The sequence below is a fragment of the Halomicrobium zhouii genome (genome assembly GCF_900114435.1).
Taxonomy (GTDB): domain Archaea; phylum Halobacteriota; class Halobacteria; order Halobacteriales; family Haloarculaceae; genus Halomicrobium; species Halomicrobium zhouii.
Window position 1 is genome coordinate 1,149,306 of record NZ_FOZK01000002.1, and the last position, 19,103, is coordinate 1,168,408.

Genomic DNA, 19,103 nt, shown 5'->3' on the forward strand with positions numbered 1-19,103 from the left:
ATGGGCTCCGCCAGCGCCGCGCCCGTGGTCGAACTCGCCGACGTCCGGAAGACGTACGACGTCGGCGGCGTCGTCGAGGCGATGGCCGGCGTGTCGCTCTCGCTCGACGCCGGGTCCTACACGGCCGTGATGGGGCCGAGCGGGTCGGGCAAGAGCACCCTGCTCAACCTCGTCGGCGGCCTGGACACGCCAGACGAGGGCCGCGTCACCGTCGACGGGCGCGACCTCTCGACGGCCAGCGAGGACGAACTCGCGGCGGTCCGCGGCACAGATGTCGGCTTCGTCTTCCAGACGTTCAACCTGATGCCGCGGCTCACCGCCGTCGAGAACGTCGCCCTGCCGCTGGTCTTCGACGGCTGGGGCCGCGCCGACCGGACCGAGCGCGCCCGCGACCTGCTCGAAGACGTGGGGCTGGGCGACCGCCTCTCCCACCTCCCGTCCGAGTTGAGCGGCGGCCAGCGCCAGCGCGTGGCCATCGCGCGTGCGCTCGCGACGGATCCCGCCATCATCCTCGCCGACGAACCGACCGGCAACGTCGACACGGAGACCGGCGACCGGATCATGGCGCTCCTCGGCGAGTTGCACGCCGATGGCCACACTATCCTGCTCGTGACCCACGAGCGCCGCATCGCCGAGCACGCCGAACGTATCGTCCACGTTCGCGACGGAACTATCGAGCGGATAGAGGAACTCGGAGACCGATGAACCTGCGAGAAGCGGTCTCGATGGCGGTGCGGTCCATCGGGTCCCACAGGCTCCGGTCGATCCTGACCGTCCTGGGTATCGTCATCGGCATCGCCTCCGTCGTCACGTTCGCGACGTTCGGTGCCAGCGTCGAGGCGGAGGTCCTGGGGGACCTGGAGGGATCGGGCGCGAACAACGTCTACGTCTTCGCGTCCGCCGAGGACGGTGACGGCTTCGACCGGGCGCTCCAGCCGCTCTTTACGGCCTACGACGTGAACCAGATCCAGGACATCGACGGCGTCCAGGCCGTCGTCCCCCAGGGCATCGTCCAGGTGAGCGCCGTCACCCACGGGAACGAGACGGTCGCCAGGCAACAGGTGACGGCGACGGTTCCGGAGACGTTCTCGAACGGGACGACCGTGGCCGGTCGGCCGTTCGAACTGGGCGCCGCGGAAGCCGTGGTGAACGAAGAGGCTGCGACCGGGTTTCGCGATAACCTCTCTGTCGGCGACGAACTGACGCTGGAACTGTCCGACGGCGGGGCCCGGAACGTGACCGTCGTCGGTATCGTCAACGGGACGGCGGGCGAGTTACCCGTCGGCGGGTTCGGCCAGCAACCCCGGATCTACGTCCCGGCCGACCCGTTCTACCGGACCGTCGTCGAGAGCCCGACCGTCGGCGTCAACCAGCTCGCCTACCCACAGGTGACCGTCGTCGCCGACCCTGCCCGGACCGAGGCCGTCGAGCAGTCGGTCGCGGTGTACCTGGCGAACGAGTCGGACGCCGGCCAGCTGAAGAGCGACGACGTGGAGCTCGTCGCCCGGACCAGCGGCGACTTCGCCGAACAGATCGGCGACGTCATCGGCCAGATCACCCGCTTCGTCACCGGCATCGCCGTCATCGCGCTCGTCGTCGGGGCCATCGGTATCGCCAACATCATGCTCGTCAGCGTCACCGAGCGAACCCGCGAGATCGGGATCATGAAGGCCGTCGGCGCGCGCAACCGCGACGTCATGCAGCTGTTCCTGTTCGAGGCCGCGCTGCTGGGCCTGGCCGGCTCCGCGGTCGGCGTCCCGCTCGGCCTCGTCGTCGGGTGGGCCGCGACGCGATACGCCGAGGTGTCGTTCGCGCTCGCGCCGTTCTGGACGGTCCTCGCCGTCGCCGTGGGAGTGCTCGTCGGCGTCGTCTCGGGGCTCTACCCGGCGTGGCGCGCCGCCCGCGTCGACCCCATCGACGCGCTGCGCCACGAGTGACGGGGCTACTCCAGAACCACCTTATAGCCCCCTCGTCGTACCAACAGGCGATGGCACTCTCGGAGGAGGCACGGGAACGGCTCGTGGACGTCGTCGAACTCCAGCCCACGAAGAACGCCGATCTCCAGGACCGGTGGGACATGGAGAGCGGGAGCGAGGTCCACCAGTTCCTCGAGAACGAACTCAAGGAGTACTACTACCGCAACGAGGACAGCCTCATCTGCGCGACGCCGGAGGCGGTCGAACTGGTCGGCGGCCCCGACGCCGAAGGGCAGACGATCGCCGTCACTTCCCTCCAGTCGGCGATTCTGGAAGTGATCGCCGGTCCCGACGAAGACAGCCAGAGCGTCGTCTCGGTGCTCCACGACGTGCGCGAAACGGGCCACGACCCGACCGTCGACGAGGTCCGCTCGGCCCTGCGGAGCCTGGTCGACAAGGGCGTCGTCGAGACGGTCAAGAAGACGGTGCCGACGTTCCGGCTGGCCGTCGAACGCGACCAGCTCGACGTCGAGACGCTCGACGAGTAATTATTCCAGACCGGGTCGCTCACGCCGTCGCTGGTCGGCGAGCAGCCGTTTGATACCCTTGCCCGGCCCGCCCTCGATGGGCCAGCCGCGCGAGCGCCAGGCTGGTGGTTCGGGTTCGAACGACGGACAGGAGTGGCGACACTCGCTGGCGGTCGGCGTCCGCCCCTTCGCCGTGCAGTGGGGGACGAAGCCGGTCTCGTCGGCTCGCAACTCGAAGTGCCGGCAGTCTGGTCGCATGGTATCGGCGAAGGAGCGCCAGCCGCGCTCGTAGGCCCGCTCGGCGATTTCCAGGCGCTTCTGGGCCTTCCACTCGGGGTCGGCGTACTCGAACCGGCCCGCCGTCGTCGCGTGCTCGCTCGGGCCCGGATTCTCCAGGATCTGGGTCCCGGGCTCGCCGACGGCCAGCGTACGGGGATGCCACGAGGTCTCGGCACGGTCCGCGTCGACGTCGAGCGTCAGGACGCCGGCGTCGACCGGCAGGTCCTCCAGCAGGATCGGTTCGACCGTCTCGCCGGTGGCGGCTGTGGCGACCCACACCTCGTCGGCAAGTCCGAGGGCGACGTCGCGGTGGAGTTGCGGGGCCAGATCACGAGCGGCGCTGGCGTCGAGGTCCGGCTTGTTCTCGATGGCGACGATCCGTTCGACCCAGTCGGGGTAGTCGTACGTCCGGCGGATCTCGATCCGGTTGCCGTTCTTGCGGGTGTCGAGAATGCCCCGGTCCCCTGCCCTGTGTATCGCCTCGCGGACGTACTGCCAGGGGTAGCCCGGGTCCGGGAGGGCGTCCTGGTACCACTCCCACTCCGCGGGCGCGTATGGAACGATATCGAGGAGGTCCGAATCGAGGCGCTTCTCGCCGAACTTCGCTCGCTGGCGAAGCCCCGCTGGGTCGCACTCGACGACGATGGTGTCCCAGCGCCGGCGCTTGGTGCCGAGTTGCCTGGCGACGATGGTGGGTCCCTCGTGACCACCCGCCGGTGGCCAGTCGTCCTCTGCCCACTGGCAGACCCGCAGTTCGAACGCGAACTCGCTCGTGTGCGCCACTATAGGGTGGGAAACGGGAATGGCGGATAAAAAAGCTACAGTCGGCGCTCGCTCACGCCGAGGACTGGTCGACGGCTGCGACGGGACCGCCGCCCTTGCCACTGGTGTTGGCGAACGCGGTTCCGAACATCCTGAACACGGCCACCTGCCCGTAGAAGGAGACGAACGGGACGAGGACGAGTCCGACGACCGTCACCGCGAGTATCGATACGACGACGTTGAGGAGGATGCCGACTACGATGGGCATCAACACGGCGAGGAAGTACTCGGAGGTCAGGACGACGTCCCGCATGACGTCGACGTCGAAGGCTGCGCCGAGGTTCCCTTCGATAGCCATGTTCGCGAGTGCCGCGGGAACCAGGTAGTAGACGACGAACATCACCGGGATGAGCAACAGGAACGTCAGGATACCGACGCCCGCGAGGATACCGCCCCCCGTGTCGCCCGCTGCGCCCCCGAGCCCGAACATGGTGATACCCACGCCGAGGATGACGATCGTCGGGACGATGCTATACACGAACGCGACGACCGCGACCTTGATCCCGTCGACGATCAGTTCGCCCCAGTCGTCCCACTCCGGCGGTTCGTCCTCGCCCGCGACGGTCTGCCGGATCACTTCCAGCGTGTATCCGGAGATGGCCAGGCCGGGAACTATCTATCCGCGAGGAGAGAATCCCGCCCTTCAGGGCGGGAGTGAATTCGACACTTCCTCCACAATGTACCGGCGTTAGTAGGCCGGATATTCAACGCGTATCCACACCATTAAGCAGTATTGCCTACATAGGCTATGTATGGCGATCGAGGTCACGCGCACCTACATTGGTTCCATCCAGAACCACCGGCAGGTCTGCAATGGCCTCGATTCGCTCGGTGAGTCCGCCTCGAAAATCTGGAACGTCGCACGCTGGACAGTAGACCGGATCTGGGACGCAACCGGTACAATTCCAGATGAAGGCCCGCTGAAATCGTATATGAAGAACCAGTCGTGCTGGAAAGACTTGAACGCACAATCCAGTCAGAAAGTCATCGAAGAACTTTCCGACGCTTTCCAGTCGTGGTTCGACTTGCGACAGAACGACCCAGCGGCGAATCCGCCTGGCTACCGCAAACACGGCGATACCCGACCGCGTTCCACAGTCACGTTCAAAGCAGACGGGTTCAAACACGACCCCGAGAATAACCGCGTCCGACTCAGCAAAGGCTCGAACCTCAAAGAATCGTGGTCGGACTTCATCCTCTGCGAGTACCAGACCCGTCCAGGTGTCGATCTGGCCGGGGTCAACAAGGTGCAGAACGTTCGAGCTGTCTGGACGGGTGACGAGTGGGAACTACACTTCGTCTGTAACGTCGAACTCGAAACCACCGACTCCGCAGACGACGAAGTGGCAGGCATCGACCTCGGCATCACGAATATCGCCACGGTCGCGTTCCCCGATGAATACGTCCTGTACCCCGGGAACTCGCTCAAGCAGGACGAGCACTACTTCACCCGCGCAGAGTACGCAACGGAAGGCGAGAACGGCCCGTCGGCGAAGTCGATGTGGGCACGCGGGAAACTCGCTGACCGTGAAACGCACTTCTACCACACGCTTACGGACACCATCACCACCGAGTGTGTCGAACGGAGCGTGGGAACGCTCGTGGTGAGTTGGCCCGAAGACGTGCGTGAATCAAACTGGGGCAAAACAGGCAACAAGAAGTTACACTCGTGGGCGTTCGACCGCATCTACCAGTACCTCGAATACAAAGGCGAGATGCGCGGTGTTGAAGTGCTAAAGGAAAACGAGTGGAACACCAGTAAGACCTGTTCACGGTGTAGTGACGACACGAAATCGAACCGTGTCGAACGTGGCCTGTACGTCTGCTCGTCATGCGAGTTGGTGGCCAACGCGGATTGTAACGGGGCAGAGAACATGCGACAGAAGATAACTCCGAGTCCTCACGGAGAGGATAGGAGTAACGGCTGTGTGGCACAGCCATCGGTACACCTGTTCGACCGCGAGAGCGGGACGTTCAAAACGAGAGAACAGGTCGTGTCGTAGACCAGCAAATATCCCACCTGCGGTACGGGAAGCCTCGCCTTTTACGGCGAGGAGGATGTCACCAGAACCGACAGGAACCCGAGGATGCCACCGATAGCGACGCGTCCGATCCAGTCCCCCCGGAGGGGGTACGACAATCCATCTTCTAACATTGGTAATCTCTCGGACGTAAGGGATTATCTGTTGGGACATAAATGGAGGTGGTCATTCGGTCGTTTTTCGTCGGAATGGTGACTGGAATGGAGACTGAAATGGACGACTGTTTGACTAGAAGCGGGGAGGCCGCCCGTCGCAAGGCCGGACGCGTCGCTGGCCGCACTCGTCATCGGTCGGAACCGGCACCCTCACAGGTCAGGACCGGCGCGTTACTCCTCGGTCTCCTCGAGTTTCTCGTCGAGGAACTCGTGGGCCTCTTCGAGGATCTCGCGGGGGCCGTCCTGCGTGACCGTGTTGATGGCCTGTTCGTAGTCGCGCCACTGCAGGTCGCGGTGTTCGTTGGACAGTTCTGCCGACGCCTCGTACGATTTCGCGACGAACAGGTGGACCGTCTTGTGGATGGTCTTCCCGTTCGCCTCGAAGACGTAGTCGTAGTCTTTGCGAAAGCCGTCTAACAGCCGGAAATCGCCGATCCCGGCCTCCTCTTTCACTTCGCGTATGGCGGTCTGTTGTAGCTCCTCTTCGCCTTCGACCCCACCTTTGGGGAACTCCCAGTCGCCCGGGCGGCTCTTGAGCAGCAGGTACTCCCGCCGGCCACGCGTGTCGCGAAAGAGGATGGCTCCCGCGCTCGTGGCCTCTATCATTATCAACGGGTATACGACCGTAACTTAAGAGCATATCGGACGCCCGACGGCCAGACCGGGTGCAGCGACGCCCGCGTGGCCACTCGTGGCGGACGAGTGACATGCCGCCCGCGAAGAGGTGCGCTTTTCACTCTCGCATTCGGACGGATCGACAGATGCCGTTCGTCACCAAACTCACCCTGGAAAGCGGGGACCGGCACCGTCTCGACGACGTCGTCGACGACATCAAGCGCCGCGCCTCGCGCAAGGGCGTCGAGTTGAAGGGGCCCCACCCGAGCCCGCCCGAGCACCTCCGGGTGCCACAGTCGAAAACCCTCGGCCCCGGGAGTGCCCGCTTCGAGTCCTGGGAGTACACCGTCTACACGCGCACCATCGAGATCGTCGGGTACGAGGACTTCGCCCGCGACGTCGCCGGCAGCGAGTACCCCGAGGGAATCCACGTCGAGGCCGAAGTCGAACAGCGAACGCACGCCGGCAACTGATCCTAAGTTCTCCGGCAACTGATCCCCGGTTCTCAGGCAACTGATCCGGTCCTGCGGCAACTGATCCCGCCCTCCGGCAACTGATCCTAAGTTCTCCGGCAACTGATCCCCGGCCCTGTGGCAACTGATCCTAAGTTCTCCGGCGTCCTCGCTCGGGTATGGACGCCGACCGCTTCGACCGACTCGTCTCGCTCCGCCGCGAGCTACACCGTCACCCGGAGCCTGCGTGGTGCGAGTTCTACACGACCGCGCGAATCATCGACGAACTGGACCGCATCGGCGTCGACCGCCAGTACGTCGGTTCGGACCTCTACGCGTCCGAGGACCGTCTCGCCGTTCCCGACGACGACGAACTCGAACACTGGTACGACCGCGCACGCGATGCCGGCGCTGACTCCGACGTCCTCGAACGACTCCGAGGTGGCAACACCGGCGTCCTCGCCGTACTGGAGAAGGGAGACGGACCGACCGTCGGCCTGCGCGTCGACATCGATGGCCTGCCGCGCGAGGAATCGGACGACCCGGGTCACACTCCCGCGGACGAGGGGTTCCGCTCCGAAACCGGTGCGATGCACGCCTGCGGCCACGACGCCCACGTCGTCTTCGGCATCGGCGTGCTGGAGGCCATCGCCGAGGGCGACTTCGAGGGGACGCTGAAGGTGCTGTTCCAGCCAGCCGAAGAGGTCGTGGGTGGGGCGAAGCCCATTGCAGAAAGCGGCCACCTCGACGACGTCGACTCGTTCCTGGCCGTCCACGTCGGCCTCGACCACCCCACCGGCGAGGTCGTCGCCGGCATCACCGACTTCCTCGCGGTCAGCCAGTTCGAAGCGAACTTCACGGGCGACCCCGCCCACGCCGGCGGGCACCCGGCCAGGGGCCGCAACGCCGTCCAGGCGATGGCCGCCGCGGTCCAGAACCTCTACGCCATTCCCCGGAACGAGGGTGGGGCGACGCGGGTCAACGCCGGCGTCGTCGAGGGTGGCACCGCGACCAACATCGTTCCCGAACACGCCGCCATCGAGGGCGAGGTCCGCGGCGAGACGACGGACCTGATGGAGTACATGCGCGAGCGCGCGGACGACGTCCTCGACCACGCCGCCGGGATGCACCAGTGTGAGGTGTCAGTCGAGACGACGGGCGAGGCGCCCAGCGCCGACAACGACGACGGGATCGTGAATCTGGCTTACGACGTCGCGGGCGAGGTCCCCTCGGTCACGTCCCGTCTCCGGACGGACCCGCTGGGCGGGAGCGAGGACGCGACGTTCCTGATGCGCCGCGTCCAGGAGCAGGGTGGGAACGCGGCGTACGTCGCCGTCGGGACAGACCATCCGGGTGGCCACCACACCGCGACGTTCGACGTCGACGAGGACTCTATCGCCATCGGCGTCGACTGGCTCACAGACACTATCGCAGCGCTCGGACAGTCCGAACCGGCGTCGCGTCGATAGAGAGAAAGGAATCGGCTCTGCGCTCTGAATTATCGATTTAGATAACTGGAGTGCCACACACCTCGCATAGTGCGGCGTGACCGCTCGCCCGTACTCGGCCGTGACAGCCCGGAAGACGGCATTTCTCGCCGTCGATTTCTGATATGTATCGCTCGCCGACTTGCATGTTCGATACCAGAATCATTCCCGATATAGTATCTTTCGCTTCGGGACGGCTCCGAGTCGTGTTCGCACGCGCCCCTCGCTCGGGCCCGAATTGCCGTCCAGAGACGCTCGACGCAGTGGATCCCTGTGTCCGCTATCGCTACTGAAAACGGCGTGTTCGGAGAGATAACGCGCCCAGGCCGCGCTGGTCCTCACGGCGACCGAAAGTCAGTACTTCGCGTCGGCGCCCGTGACCGCGTAGATCTCGTCCATCAGGTCGTCGCGCTCGGACTGCCACTCGTCGAAGCCGTCGGGACTGGACGGGTAGGACTCGTAGTGCGCTTTCAGCTGGTCGGCGAGCCCCTTCGCCTTGTAGAGGTCGTAGATGGTGCCCCAGTGGCCGAAGCTCTTTACCGCGGTCTTGAGTTTGAGGCCCAGGCTGATCTCCGCAGACCCCGAGTACAGCGCGTCGGCGATCTTGTTCGCGGGAAGCGACGCGAGCAGCCCCATCAGGTCGTCGACCTCGACGGCGGTCGTGAAGATGTTGTAGACGTCCAGCGCGGCGTAGCGGGCGCCGAAGTGGTCCATGACGCGCTCGTTGTAGCGCCAGAGGGCCGCCTCCTGGTCGGTGGTGCCGTCCTCGATGGCTTCGATGGCCTGTTCGCCGGCGTACTGGCCGGCGTAGGCCGCGCCGGCGATGCCGCCGCCAGTGGTGGGGTTGACGTGTCCTGCCGCGTCGCCGACGGCCATGTAGCCCGGGGCGACTGCGGAGTCGTAGGGCCGGCGCGTCGGGAGCGCGGCGCCGAGCTTGTCCTTGACCTCGGCGTTGCGGAACTCCGGGCGCCCCTCCAGGTCCTCCTTGAGGTCGTCGACGAGTTCCATGGGCTCCTCGTTCATCTGGAAGCCGAGGCCGACGTTGATCTCCGTGTCCGTACGCGGGAAGTACCAGAGGTAGCCCGCGGCGCGGTCGGTCGGCTTGAACACGAGGGCGTCGTCCCAGGGGACTGGCTCTTCTGTCTCGACGATTTCGCGGTAGGCCGAGCAGAACTGCGAGTAGGTGACGTTCGTGTCGAACGTCGAATCGTCGAAGTCGACCTTGTCCTGGAGCAGGGAGAGGGATCCGGCGGCGTCGACGACGACGTCGGCCTCGTAGGTGACGGGGTCGCCCGCTCGCATCGCTTCCAGTCCGGTGACGACGCCGTCGTCGTCCTGGGTGACGTCTTTGACGACGGTGTCGTAGTGGAACTCGACGCCCGTCTTCGCGGCGCCCTCGATCAGGAGGCGGCCGTACTCCCAGCGGTCGATGACCGCCAGTTCGCCCGGCACGGGAATCTCGAGGACGGTGTCCTCCTGTGGAATCTCGAAGCGGCCGTGGTCGACCCCCGTGTTGGTGAAGGCGTCCTCGATCTGCGACTTCGGGATGGCATCGGGGAAGTTGCTCGCCCCCTTGAGCGCGTCCCCGCAGGCGATGTGACCCGCTTCGGACTCGTCTTTGCGCTCGACGACGACGACGTCGTAGCCCTCGCGGGCGAGCGTGGCCGCGGCGTAACAGCCGGAGGTCCCCGCGCCGACGACCGCGACGTCGACGGACTCGGTCCGGGGCGTCGCCGCGGTCCCGTCGGTGGAACCTGGCTTCGTAGTGGTCATGGCATGGTCTGCTGTCCCGAGGGAGAAAACTCTTTATTCACCTCGACGAAACCTGTCGCCTCGCTGGGGTCAGACGCCGATTAGCCAGTGGCAAACGTTTTGTCGGGCGGTTCCGAACCCCGGGGCATGACCGACTACACCGTGGAGTTCGTCGGGACGGGGGAGACGATCACCGTCTCCGACACGGAGACGATCCTGGGCCGGTGCATCGAGGAAGGGATCGCCCAGGAGTACTCCTGTCGCGTCGGGATGTGTCTCGCGTGTTCGGCAGAGATCGTCGAGGGCGAGGTCACCCAGCCCGCTGCCAGGGGACTCTCGGAGAAAGAACGGGAAGCCTACGCGCTGACGTGCATGGCCAGGCCAGCATCTGACCTCGTTCTCGACCGGGGGAAGTACCCACCGTCTATCGAAGGCGGCACATCCGCGGTCGCCGGCGACGACGCGGCGGCGGCCGACGACTGAGCAATTCCGGTTTCGAACCGGAATGCGAGAAACAAAGTATTATGTGGTCCTTTTGCCGGTAAACGGTCTGTTAACTCCGTCTGAGCGATTCTAGATCGCGGTTCGTGGAAGGACAGGTCATATATGGTAGTGGTGCGTATGGGGTAGTAGACACCTGCACCTTCGCCAGGGGACGGCTGTCGAAGACTGACACACGTTCACAACCATGACCAGCCGCGTATACAGACTTCACTCGACGCTCGAACTGCCACTGGAAGACACATACGACTTCTTCGAAGACGCGGACCTCCCCCCAGAGATCAACGACGTAGACATCACCCGCCGTAACAATACGCTCATCATCAGCGCGGTGTCGGACGACGAAGAGATCAGCAAGTACACGCCGACGGCTCAGCTGAAAGCCAGCGTCACCGAGAACCGCGTGTACGAGGAACTTCCCGAGGAGGAAGAGGACGGCCCCGGCCCGAGCAGCGGTCCAGGCGGCCCGCAGTGGGGCGCGCTGGAAGAGGAAGAGGAGGAGATTCCCTCGGAACTCGTCGAATACGCCTGTTTCAAGGGCGACCGGGAGACCGTGCTCCAGAACACGGCCCTGCAGTATCCGATGTTCCTGGTACTGTGTGAGGTCGCGCGGAACGCGGAGAAAGGGACCCTTACCGCCATCGCGTGCGTCGACGACGAGCTCGAGGCGGTCCGTATCGTCGACGGCGAGGACCGGCCCGCGACGATCAACGTCGTGGAGGAACCGCGCGAGGACGAAGCCGCCGAGGGCGTCAACTGGCGCGACAACAAGTTCATCTCGTAGTCCGTTGCCGAACTGTTCTTTCGCCGATCAGCGTTCGCAGAGTCACGACGCTGCCCTGCGCTCGGTAACCATCACCGGATACAATTAAGGCCGTACTTCGATAATCACTGCATATGCCCGAGCGCGGCCCGGAGGGGACGTTCAGATCGACGGTCACCACGGCCGACGTCGTCGAACTCTTCGACGTCGTCGACGGCCCGGTGCTGGGATCCGCCGACGTCGCAAATCACCTGGGATGCACGCGGGATACGGCCAGGCGGAAACTCGATTTGCTGGAGAAGCGCGGCCTGGTCGCCTCGCGGATGGTCGGATGCACCAAAGTGTTCTGGCGCGTCGACCGGTCCAGCGACCTCCGGGAGTGGCTCGACGAGGACGAGGATGCGTAGTCGATGCCGTTCCCGCCGTCTGTTCTCGCCATCTGTTCCTGCTACCCATCGGCGATGCCGACCGCCGCAGTTCGGCGGTTAGGAACTGTTTAGGCTTACGTTATCGCAGGTACGCGCGGCTAGGTGGCTACTAAGGGTGTCGGTTTTCCAAAAAGTACTTACAGCCTCTCCTAATTACATCTCATTACCGATGTCAGAGTCAGAGAGCTTCCCCGACTACCTCGACGTCGACTACGCCGACGGCGAGGGCGAGTCGCCCGAGGACTATCCCTCCGTCAACCACAAGATCGAGAAGGCGATCGAGGTCACGAAGAAGGGCCTCGAACAGTACGACAACCCGGTCATCATGTGGACCGGCGGCAAGGACTCGACACTGACGCTGTACTTCGTCAAGGAAGTGGCCGACCGTTTCGACCTCGAAGTGCCGCCGGTCGTCTTCATCGACCACTACCAGCACTTCGACGAACTCATCGACTTCTGCAAGCACTGGGCCGACGAGTGGGACCTCGACGTCATCTGGGCGCGCAACGAGGACATCGGGGACTACGTCGACGAACACGGCCTCGAACCGGGCGACGACATCCCGGTCGACGCGCTCTCGGAGCACAACCAGCACCACGTCCGGAACCTGCTGGAGTACGAGGAGGACACGTTCCCGTTCCTGCTCGACACCTACGTCGGCAACCACCTGCTGAAGACCGTCGCGCTCAACGACACCCTCGAGGAGTACGACGTCGACGCCGTCCTCTCGGGCGTCCGCTGGGACGAACAGGAGGCCCGCGCCGACGAGACGTTCTTCTCGCCGCGCCACGACCCCGACATCTACCCGCCCCACGACCGCGTCCAGCCCATCCTCCAGTTCGCCGAGGCCGACGTCTGGGAGGCCTTCTGGAACTTCGTCGTGCCGGACACCGTCGAGGGCTTCCCGGAGGAGGGCTACGTCCCGCAGGGGCAGGACGACCTCCCCGAGGGCATCGAGAAGGACGACGTCCCCGTCTCGCCGAAGTACTTCGCCGGCTTCCGTTCGCTCGGGAGCGAAGTGAGCACCGACAAGTCCGCCCAGGAGCCCGCGTGGCTCCAGGACATGGAGAACACCACCGAACGCGCCGGCCGGGCCCAGGACAAGGAGGACCTCATGGAGCGCCTCCGCGACCTGGGCTACATGTAACGCAGGCCGTTCGCATTCGAGCAGTTTTCTCCCGGACGCGATCGCTGACGCGACACAACACTCAACAGTCCACCCGTTGCAGGGTCAGTCATGAGTGAGGAGTACGACTGGCTGACGCTGGACGAGGACGAGGAGATACTCTGGGACGGGAAGATCTCCCAGAAGTCGATGATCGGGACGTACGTCGTCGGGGTGCCGCTGATCCTCCTGCTGGGGCTCGGGCTGTTGATCATCGTGCCCTCGTACCTCATCGTCAAGCACACCGACTACGTCATCACGAGCAAGGGCGTGTACAAGAAGACCGGCATCCTCAGCCGCTCTGTCACCGAGATCGAGTACGAGAAGATCCAGAACACGGCCTTCTCCGCGGGGCCGGTCGCCCGCTACTTCGGCTACGGCGACGTCGACATCAGCACGGCCGGGGGGTCGGGCGTCGAGATGAAGCTCCGGGCCGTCGAAGACCCCCAGGGTGTCCAGAAGCGCCTCTCCCGGCTCGTCAAGCGCGCCCAGGGCGCCCGTGGCGAGGAAGACACGGAGGGGAAGGCCGACGTGCTCGACGAGATCCTCGTCGAACTCCGGGCGATCCGCGAGTCGGTCGAAGCACGCGAGGGCGATGCCCGCGGGCAGACCGGGGGCGCGCGACAGCCCGACGGCCGCGGCGACCGATGACCCTGCCCGACTGGGCGCCGGCGTCGGCCGACGAGACCGCCGTCTGGCAGGGAAAGCCGCGCGCTCGCATCGTCCACTGGGGCGTCGTGACTGGCGTGCTGGTCGCGGTGACGGTCCTCGGCGTCGGTGGGTTCCTCTGGCGAAGCGGTGCCATCGGCCTCGCCCTCCTCGCCGCGTGCGCCGCGGTCGCTCTGGTGGGGTTCGCCATGCCGGCCGGGTCCGCCTATCTCTGGCGTACACACACTGACTACCTGCTCACGGACGCGGCGCTGTACCACCGCACCGGTGCCGTCTGGGTCACAGTGACGGAACTCGGCCTCGAGAAGGTCCAGAACTCCGCGTACTCCCAGGGCGTCTTCGGGACGATGTTCGACCACGGGACCGTCACGGTGGACACCGCGGGAAGTGAGGGCGCCGAACTCAGTCTGCGTGCCCTCGACGACCCGGACGACGTTCACCGTCTCGTCGCCGAGCGCGCGGGGGTGACCGGGAGCGATGAATCGATCCCTGGGACGATCGAACAGTGGCGAGCAGTGCTCGACGAGGTTCGCAAGCTACGGACAGTTCTCCGAACGGAGTGATCCTGGGGTAGGTCTGGTCGCCGATGGGACGATCACGGCCCGAAAGCGGCACAATATATTCATACGGTTGGCCACAGAGTCACAGATATGGCGACAATTTCGACCGACGTCAATCGCCCTTACTTGCCCTCCGACGGTGCGAAGATCACGGCCGAGATCGACGTCGAACCGGGCGAACAGGACGAGAGCGTACGACGACACGTGGCGCTGTGTATCGACACCAGCGGATCCATGGGCGGCGCGAAGATCCAGCAGGCCCGTGACGGGGCCGCGTGGGTGTTCGGACTGCTCGACGACGACGACTACGTCAGTCTCGTCGGCTTCGATACCGACGCGACGGTCCACATCCCCACGACGCGCTGGGGCCGACTGGAACGCGACGAGGCGATGGACGCCGTCGAGGACCTGACCGCAGGCGGTGGCACCGACATGTTCGGCGGGCTGGCGTCGGCCCGCGAGGAACTCGCGTCCTCTCGCGCCGGCCCAGACGCCGTCAAACGCCTCCTCCTGCTCTCGGACGGCAAGGACAACGAACACGAGCCCGACGACTTCGAGGAACTGGCCCGCGAAATCGACAACTCGGGCGTCCGCATCCAGTCCGCTGGCATCGGCGAGGACTACAACGAGGACACCATCCGGACGCTCGGAACGACCGCCCGCGGCACCTGGACCCACCTCGAAGCGCCGGGCGACATCGAGGAGTTCTTCGGCGACGCCGTCGAGCAGGCGGCCTCCGTCGTCGCGCCGGACGCACAGGTCGAACTCGACGTGGCCCCCGGCGTCGAGGTGAGCGAGGTGTACCGCGCGCTCCCGCAGGCCCAGGAGGTCGACGTCGAGTGGGAGGACAACGCCGCGGTCGTCAAACTCCCCGACCTGACCGAGCGCGAACACCAGCGCGTCGTCCTGAAGATCCACGCGCCCGCCCGTCGCGAACTGGAGGAAGTCACCCTCGCCGACGTGACCCTCTCCGCGCGCGGCGACACCGCCAGCGACGACGTCACCGTCGAGTACACCGACGACAACGAGAAGCTCGCAGAACACGACGAGTCGGTCTCGATCGACCACAAGCAGACCGTCATCCGGACGGAACTCGGCAAGGGCAACGTCGAGGCCGCCGAGACCCAGGTCGAGAAGATGACCGTCGTCCACGGCGAGGACACGGAGGCCGTCCAGGAGGCCGACCGCCAGACCCAGATCGTCAAGGAGGGCGGCCGCGCCGAACAGAGCCAGGCCACCCAGATCGTCGACGACGCCGACCGGCTCGGATGACCGGTCGACGGGACGATACGGGAGGTGCCCGCCGATGAGCGCTACCGCGCTCGCGAGCGGCGACCTCGTCGCCGACCGGTACCGCATCGAGAACGAGGCCGGCAGCGGCGGCTTCGCCATCGCGTACGAGGCCGTCGACACGCAGACCGGTGACACGGTCGCCGTGAAGGTCCCCAACACCGCCGGGTCGAGCAACGACGCGGCCGTCGTCGAGGAGTACTTCCTGAAGGAGGCCACCGCACTGGAGAGCATCCGCGACGCCGGCGGCCACCCGAACGTGATGAACCTCCTCGACCGCCACGAGGACGAAGACGGCCCGGTCCTCGTCGTGGAGTTCGTCGACGGGTACGAACTGGACGACGCCATCGACAAGACCGGGCCACTCGACCCCGCAGAGGTCCGCGAAGTGGGCGTCGGCCTCTGTGGCGCCATGTCCTTCCTCCACGAGAACGAGATCGTCTACCGCGACCTGAAGCCGGACAACGTCATGCTGACCGAACGAGACGGCCGCGTCACGCCGGTGCTCATCGACTTCAACACGGCGACCGGATTCGACGCTTCCGGCGAGGCCGAGGACTCCGGGACGACGATCCTGGGTCCGTACAAACCCCGCGAGGTCGCCGACGCGAGTCGGTCGGAGGCCCGCCAGGGGCCCTGGTCCGACGTCTACTCCATCGGGAAGATACTGCTCTTCCTGCTGAAGGGCACGGTTCCGAAGATGGACGGCGTCGACCCGCGGGACTTCGGCGTCGACTGCCCGCCCTACCTCGCCGAGATCGTCGAGCGGGCGACGGCGACGAGCTACGAGGACCGCTACCACAACGCCACCGCGATGGAGCACGTCCTCCGCGAGAAGGACCCGACGCCGCCGCCGCAGGCCTCGGTCCGGTATCTCCAGCAGGCGGACCGCTACACCATCCACGTCGGGGACACCATCGGCCGTGAGGACGCCGTCGGTCCTTCACCCGCCGTCGCCATCCAGGACGACGATGAGTACATCTCGACCGTCCAGGTCCAGTTCGACGTCGACGACCACGGCAACTGGGTGCTGCGCGACCGGAGCCTCAACGGGACGTACGTCCAGACCGGCGACGGCTGGCAGCGCGTTCTGGGCGAGGCGGGCCGCGAACGCCTGCGCGAGCAGGGCGAGGACCCGACGGACCGCCACGGCAACGTCCCGCCGACCACCTTCCGACTGCAGGACGGCGACCTCGTCGCGCTCGTCCACCCGAGCTACGGGGTCACCTTCGAGTTCCACCAGCACTGAACCATGGACTACGCTACCAACTACGACGTCGGGGACCGCAAGCGCGGCGGGGGTATCAACGAGGACAGCGTCGCGCTGTCCGTCTTCGAACAGGGCCACCGGTCGGGAGTGACCGCGGACGGAACCGACGGGAACGGAATCGGGAGGGACGGGGCCGGCGAACCCGACGAGAGCGAGGGCCCGCCCGCGAACCGCAGCGCCGCCGTGTTCGCGCTCGCGGACGGCGCGGGTGGCCACGACGCGGGCGACGTCGCCTCCTACCTGGCGACGACGGTCGTCTGCGAGGAACTGGCACCAGTCGTCGCAGAGGCGGCCCGTCGCGACCCCGGCGATTTCGCTGTCGATATCGACGAGTCCCTGTTGCCCGACCGACCGAGCGCGACCGACCTCCAGACGGCCGTCGCGGACGCTATCGTTGCCGCCCACCGCGCGGTCGTAGCGTACGCCGCCGAGAGCGGGACACAGGCCTACACCACGGTCGTCGCGGGCGTCGTCGTCGACGGCGAAGTCCACTACGGCTGGGTCGGTGACAGCCGCGCGTACCTCGTCAACGGTGCGCGCCAGTCCATCGAATTACTCACGAAGGACCACGGCGTCGTCCAGGAGCTACACGACCGGGGCGAAATCGACGACGTCGCGGCCCACGTCCACCCCAGGGGGAACGAGATAACGCGCGCACTCGGCGGCGCGGGCGACGGGGACCCGGAGACGGCGTCGGTCCCGGTCGAGACCAACTCCGTCCCGATCTTCGCCGAGGATGTCCTGCTCGTGACGAGTGACGGCCTGATCGACGCCCAGACCGACGCCCCCGCGCTGTACGAGCGCTACGTCGAGGCGGGCCGGAGCGACGAGGCCGCCGAGGTCGTGCGCGACGCCGTCGTCACGGACGAGGAGATCCGCGACCTGGTTCTCGGGTCGGACTCGCTGGTCGACGCCGCGTCGGGCCTGATCGACCTGTCGAACGACCGCGGCGGGAAGGACAACCTGTCGGTCGTCCTGGCCCGCGACTCCGCACTTCCGTCGACCCCCGGCGAGGACGAGGGGATGCCGGTCCGGGCCGTCGACCCGGACGACCCGGTCGAGGACCGGGAGACCGTGATCCTTCCCGGGGAGTGACTGTCACAGAAGCTTCCCGAGGAGTAGCTGGCCCCGAAGCGTGAGCGCCCCCGTCTCGGGCTCACTGGAGTGTATTTTTCCGGTTCGCTGACGGAAACTATTTTCACCACCTGGGTATAGTGTATTCCCAGGCATGTCCGAGAGTGACACGGCGTCGGTCGAATGCCCGCTCTGTGGCGAGGCGTTCGACCCGGCTGCCGCTGGGGGCTGGTGTACAAACTCCGACTGTGGCGAGTGGCAGTACGAAGCCGACGCCACGTCGGACGAGCAATCGGTGGGTGCGGACGATTCGACAGCCGACGGTGAGGACCCGCTCGCCGACGTCGCGGACGGCTCTGAGCCGACAGACCCGCCGTCGTGGATGCAGGAGGACGACGACGAGTCGGCCGACGCCGACGAGAGCGACGGTACGGACGACGCCGCACCGGACGAGGCAGCTGGTGCGGTCGACGACGACGCCGCACCGGACGAGGCGGCTGGTGCGGTCGACGACGACGGCGCGGACGACGACGTCGCAGACGACGCGGAGACAGAGGCCGATCTCGAAGCGGACGACGCGGTGTCCACGTCCGACGCGGACGATGGCGCGGCCGACGCGGACTCGTTCGACTGCCCAGGTTGTGGCACCGAGCTGGCGGCCGACGTCAACTTCTGTCCCGACTGCGGCTCGGACGTGAGCAGTTTCCCGGCCGACGACGGCGCGGACGACGAACTCGCCGCGTGTCCGTCCTGTGGCGGCGACGTCGACGCGGACGACAGCTTCTGTGCGCAGTGCGGTGAGGACCTCGACGCTCACCGCGGCGGCGCGAACGTCCTGACGGAGTGTCCCGACTGCGGAACCGACGTCGGTCCGGACGACAGTTTCTGTGCCGACTGTGGAACCGACCTCGACGCCGCCCGCTCGGGCGGCGCTGCGGGGGCCGGCGACGCGTCAGGCGACAGCGCGCCCAGCGCGCTCGCACTGACCGCCCACGGGAAGACCGTCGTGGCCGGGGACGGCGACATCGTCGGCCGCGAGATCAGGTCGCTCCTGACCGAGGCGGGCCGACCAGAGGACGAGGCGGTTCGCGTCCACCGCGAACACGTCCGGTTCGTCCGCGAAGACGGCCAGTTCTACGCGGTCGCGCTCGGCCAGAACCCGACCCGCGTGAACGGCACGTCGCTGACGAAAGGCGACCGGGAGGCGGTCGCGCCCGGCGACGAACTCGAACTCTCCGAGGTCGTCACCCTCGACGTCGAGGCGGCCTGACCACCGACATTTCTCCGTCTCGATCGCAGCGTACAACGCGGCGAGTCGAAGCTGTCGCGTAACAGC

General features: G+C 66.1%; 20 protein-coding genes and 1 pseudogene. 16 read left to right on the forward strand and 5 right to left on the reverse strand.

The annotated features are described in order from the left end of the window. The 3 genes from BM337_RS12845 to BM337_RS12855 are packed head-to-tail and all read left to right on the forward strand — an operon-like array spanning position 1 to position 2,464. Positions 1 to 705: an ABC transporter ATP-binding protein gene (locus BM337_RS12845; protein WP_089816992.1), complete on the forward strand. Its 705-nt coding sequence runs from the start codon at positions 1 to 3 to the stop codon at positions 703 to 705. Beyond that, positions 702 to 1,937 (forward strand): ABC transporter permease, encoded by a 1,236-nt coding sequence (locus tag BM337_RS12850; RefSeq protein ID WP_089816993.1) that lies wholly within the window; start codon positions 702 to 704, stop codon positions 1,935 to 1,937. Before BM337_RS12845 ends, BM337_RS12850 begins: the two co-directional genes overlap by 4 nt. Before the next feature lie 50 nt (positions 1,938 to 1,987). Then, positions 1,988 to 2,464 (forward strand): DUF5797 family protein, encoded by a 477-nt coding sequence (locus BM337_RS12855; RefSeq protein ID WP_089816994.1) that lies wholly within the window; start codon positions 1,988 to 1,990, stop codon positions 2,462 to 2,464. Here the strand turns inward: BM337_RS12855 and BM337_RS12860 are convergent, their stop codons facing one another. Beyond that, positions 2,465 to 3,508, reverse strand: a complete 1,044-nt coding sequence (locus BM337_RS12860) for a DUF5787 family protein (protein ID WP_089817198.1) — start codon at positions 3,506 to 3,508, stop codon at positions 2,465 to 2,467. 49 nt (positions 3,509 to 3,557) lie between these two features. Beyond that, positions 3,558 to 4,160, reverse strand: coding sequence for a DUF4013 domain-containing protein (locus BM337_RS12865; protein ID WP_089816995.1), 603 nt, complete (start codon positions 4,158 to 4,160; stop codon positions 3,558 to 3,560). Between the two features lie 136 nt (positions 4,161 to 4,296). Here BM337_RS12865 and BM337_RS12870 point away from each other — a divergent pair, with 136 nt between their 5' ends. Further along, a complete protein-coding gene (locus BM337_RS12870; protein ID WP_089816996.1) occupies positions 4,297 to 5,547 on the forward strand; it encodes an RNA-guided endonuclease InsQ/TnpB family protein in 1,251 nt (416 codons plus the stop codon). A gap of 59 nt (positions 5,548 to 5,606) precedes the next feature. Here BM337_RS12870 and BM337_RS21970 read toward each other — a convergent pair. Continuing rightward, positions 5,607 to 5,699: pseudogene (locus BM337_RS21970) on the reverse strand (DUF4013 domain-containing protein); the annotation flags it as partial. A 213-nt stretch (positions 5,700 to 5,912) separates the two neighbouring features. Next, positions 5,913 to 6,347, reverse strand: a complete 435-nt coding sequence (locus tag BM337_RS12875) for a bis(5'-nucleosyl)-tetraphosphatase (protein ID WP_089816997.1) — start codon at positions 6,345 to 6,347, stop codon at positions 5,913 to 5,915. A 155-nt stretch (positions 6,348 to 6,502) separates the two neighbouring features. On the opposite strand from BM337_RS12875, the gene BM337_RS12880 reads away from it, so the two are divergent. Beyond that, positions 6,503 to 6,829: an uS10/mL48 family ribosomal protein gene (locus BM337_RS12880; RefSeq protein WP_089816998.1), complete on the forward strand. Its 327-nt coding sequence runs from the start codon at positions 6,503 to 6,505 to the stop codon at positions 6,827 to 6,829. Between the two features lie 158 nt (positions 6,830 to 6,987). Continuing rightward, positions 6,988 to 8,277, forward strand: coding sequence for an amidohydrolase (locus BM337_RS12885; RefSeq protein WP_089816999.1), 1,290 nt, complete (start codon positions 6,988 to 6,990; stop codon positions 8,275 to 8,277). A 372-nt stretch (positions 8,278 to 8,649) separates the two neighbouring features. Here BM337_RS12885 and BM337_RS12890 read toward each other — a convergent pair whose 3' ends face one another. Next, a complete protein-coding gene (locus BM337_RS12890) occupies positions 8,650 to 10,068 on the reverse strand; it encodes a geranylgeranyl reductase family protein (RefSeq protein ID WP_089817000.1) in 1,419 nt (472 codons plus the stop codon). 126 nt (positions 10,069 to 10,194) lie between these two features. Between BM337_RS12890 and BM337_RS12895 the strand changes: the two genes are divergently transcribed. From BM337_RS12895 to BM337_RS12940, 10 genes are all read left to right on the forward strand, one after another. Beyond that, on the forward strand, positions 10,195 to 10,530 hold the full coding sequence (locus BM337_RS12895; RefSeq protein ID WP_089817001.1) for a 2Fe-2S iron-sulfur cluster-binding protein: 336 nt from the start codon (positions 10,195 to 10,197) through the stop codon (positions 10,528 to 10,530). A 205-nt stretch (positions 10,531 to 10,735) separates the two neighbouring features. After that, on the forward strand, positions 10,736 to 11,332 hold the full coding sequence (locus tag BM337_RS12900) for a DUF7110 family protein (protein WP_089817002.1): 597 nt from the start codon (positions 10,736 to 10,738) through the stop codon (positions 11,330 to 11,332). A gap of 113 nt (positions 11,333 to 11,445) precedes the next feature. Further along, complete coding sequence (locus tag BM337_RS12905) at positions 11,446 to 11,718, forward strand: GntR family transcriptional regulator (protein ID WP_089817003.1); 273 nt, start codon at positions 11,446 to 11,448, stop codon at positions 11,716 to 11,718. 190 nt (positions 11,719 to 11,908) lie between these two features. Then, a complete protein-coding gene (locus BM337_RS12910; RefSeq protein ID WP_089817004.1) occupies positions 11,909 to 12,886 on the forward strand; it encodes a phosphoadenosine phosphosulfate reductase family protein in 978 nt (325 codons plus the stop codon). 90 nt (positions 12,887 to 12,976) lie between these two features. Then, complete coding sequence (locus BM337_RS12915) at positions 12,977 to 13,555, forward strand: PH domain-containing protein (protein WP_089817005.1); 579 nt, start codon at positions 12,977 to 12,979, stop codon at positions 13,553 to 13,555. Next, entirely contained in the window at positions 13,552 to 14,136 is a 585-nt protein-coding gene (locus BM337_RS12920) for a PH domain-containing protein (protein WP_089817006.1), read from the forward strand. The genes BM337_RS12915 and BM337_RS12920 overlap by 4 nt, the downstream gene beginning before the upstream one ends. Before the next feature lie 87 nt (positions 14,137 to 14,223). After that, positions 14,224 to 15,405 carry a vWA domain-containing protein gene (locus BM337_RS12925; RefSeq protein ID WP_089817007.1) on the forward strand — a complete coding sequence of 394 codons (1,182 nt, stop codon included), beginning with the start codon at positions 14,224 to 14,226 and terminating at the stop codon, positions 15,403 to 15,405. Between the two features lie 34 nt (positions 15,406 to 15,439). Further along, complete coding sequence (locus BM337_RS12930) at positions 15,440 to 16,672, forward strand: serine/threonine protein kinase (protein ID WP_089817008.1); 1,233 nt, start codon at positions 15,440 to 15,442, stop codon at positions 16,670 to 16,672. A gap of 3 nt (positions 16,673 to 16,675) precedes the next feature. Continuing rightward, positions 16,676 to 17,788: a PP2C family protein-serine/threonine phosphatase gene (locus BM337_RS12935; protein ID WP_089817009.1), complete on the forward strand. Its 1,113-nt coding sequence runs from the start codon at positions 16,676 to 16,678 to the stop codon at positions 17,786 to 17,788. Between the two features lie 133 nt (positions 17,789 to 17,921). Then, the gene (locus tag BM337_RS12940) at positions 17,922 to 19,037 is read left to right on the forward strand and encodes a double zinc ribbon domain-containing protein (RefSeq protein ID WP_089817010.1); all 1,116 of its coding nucleotides are present in this window, start codon (positions 17,922 to 17,924) and stop codon (positions 19,035 to 19,037) included. Positions 19,038 to 19,103: the final 66 nt, after the last annotated feature.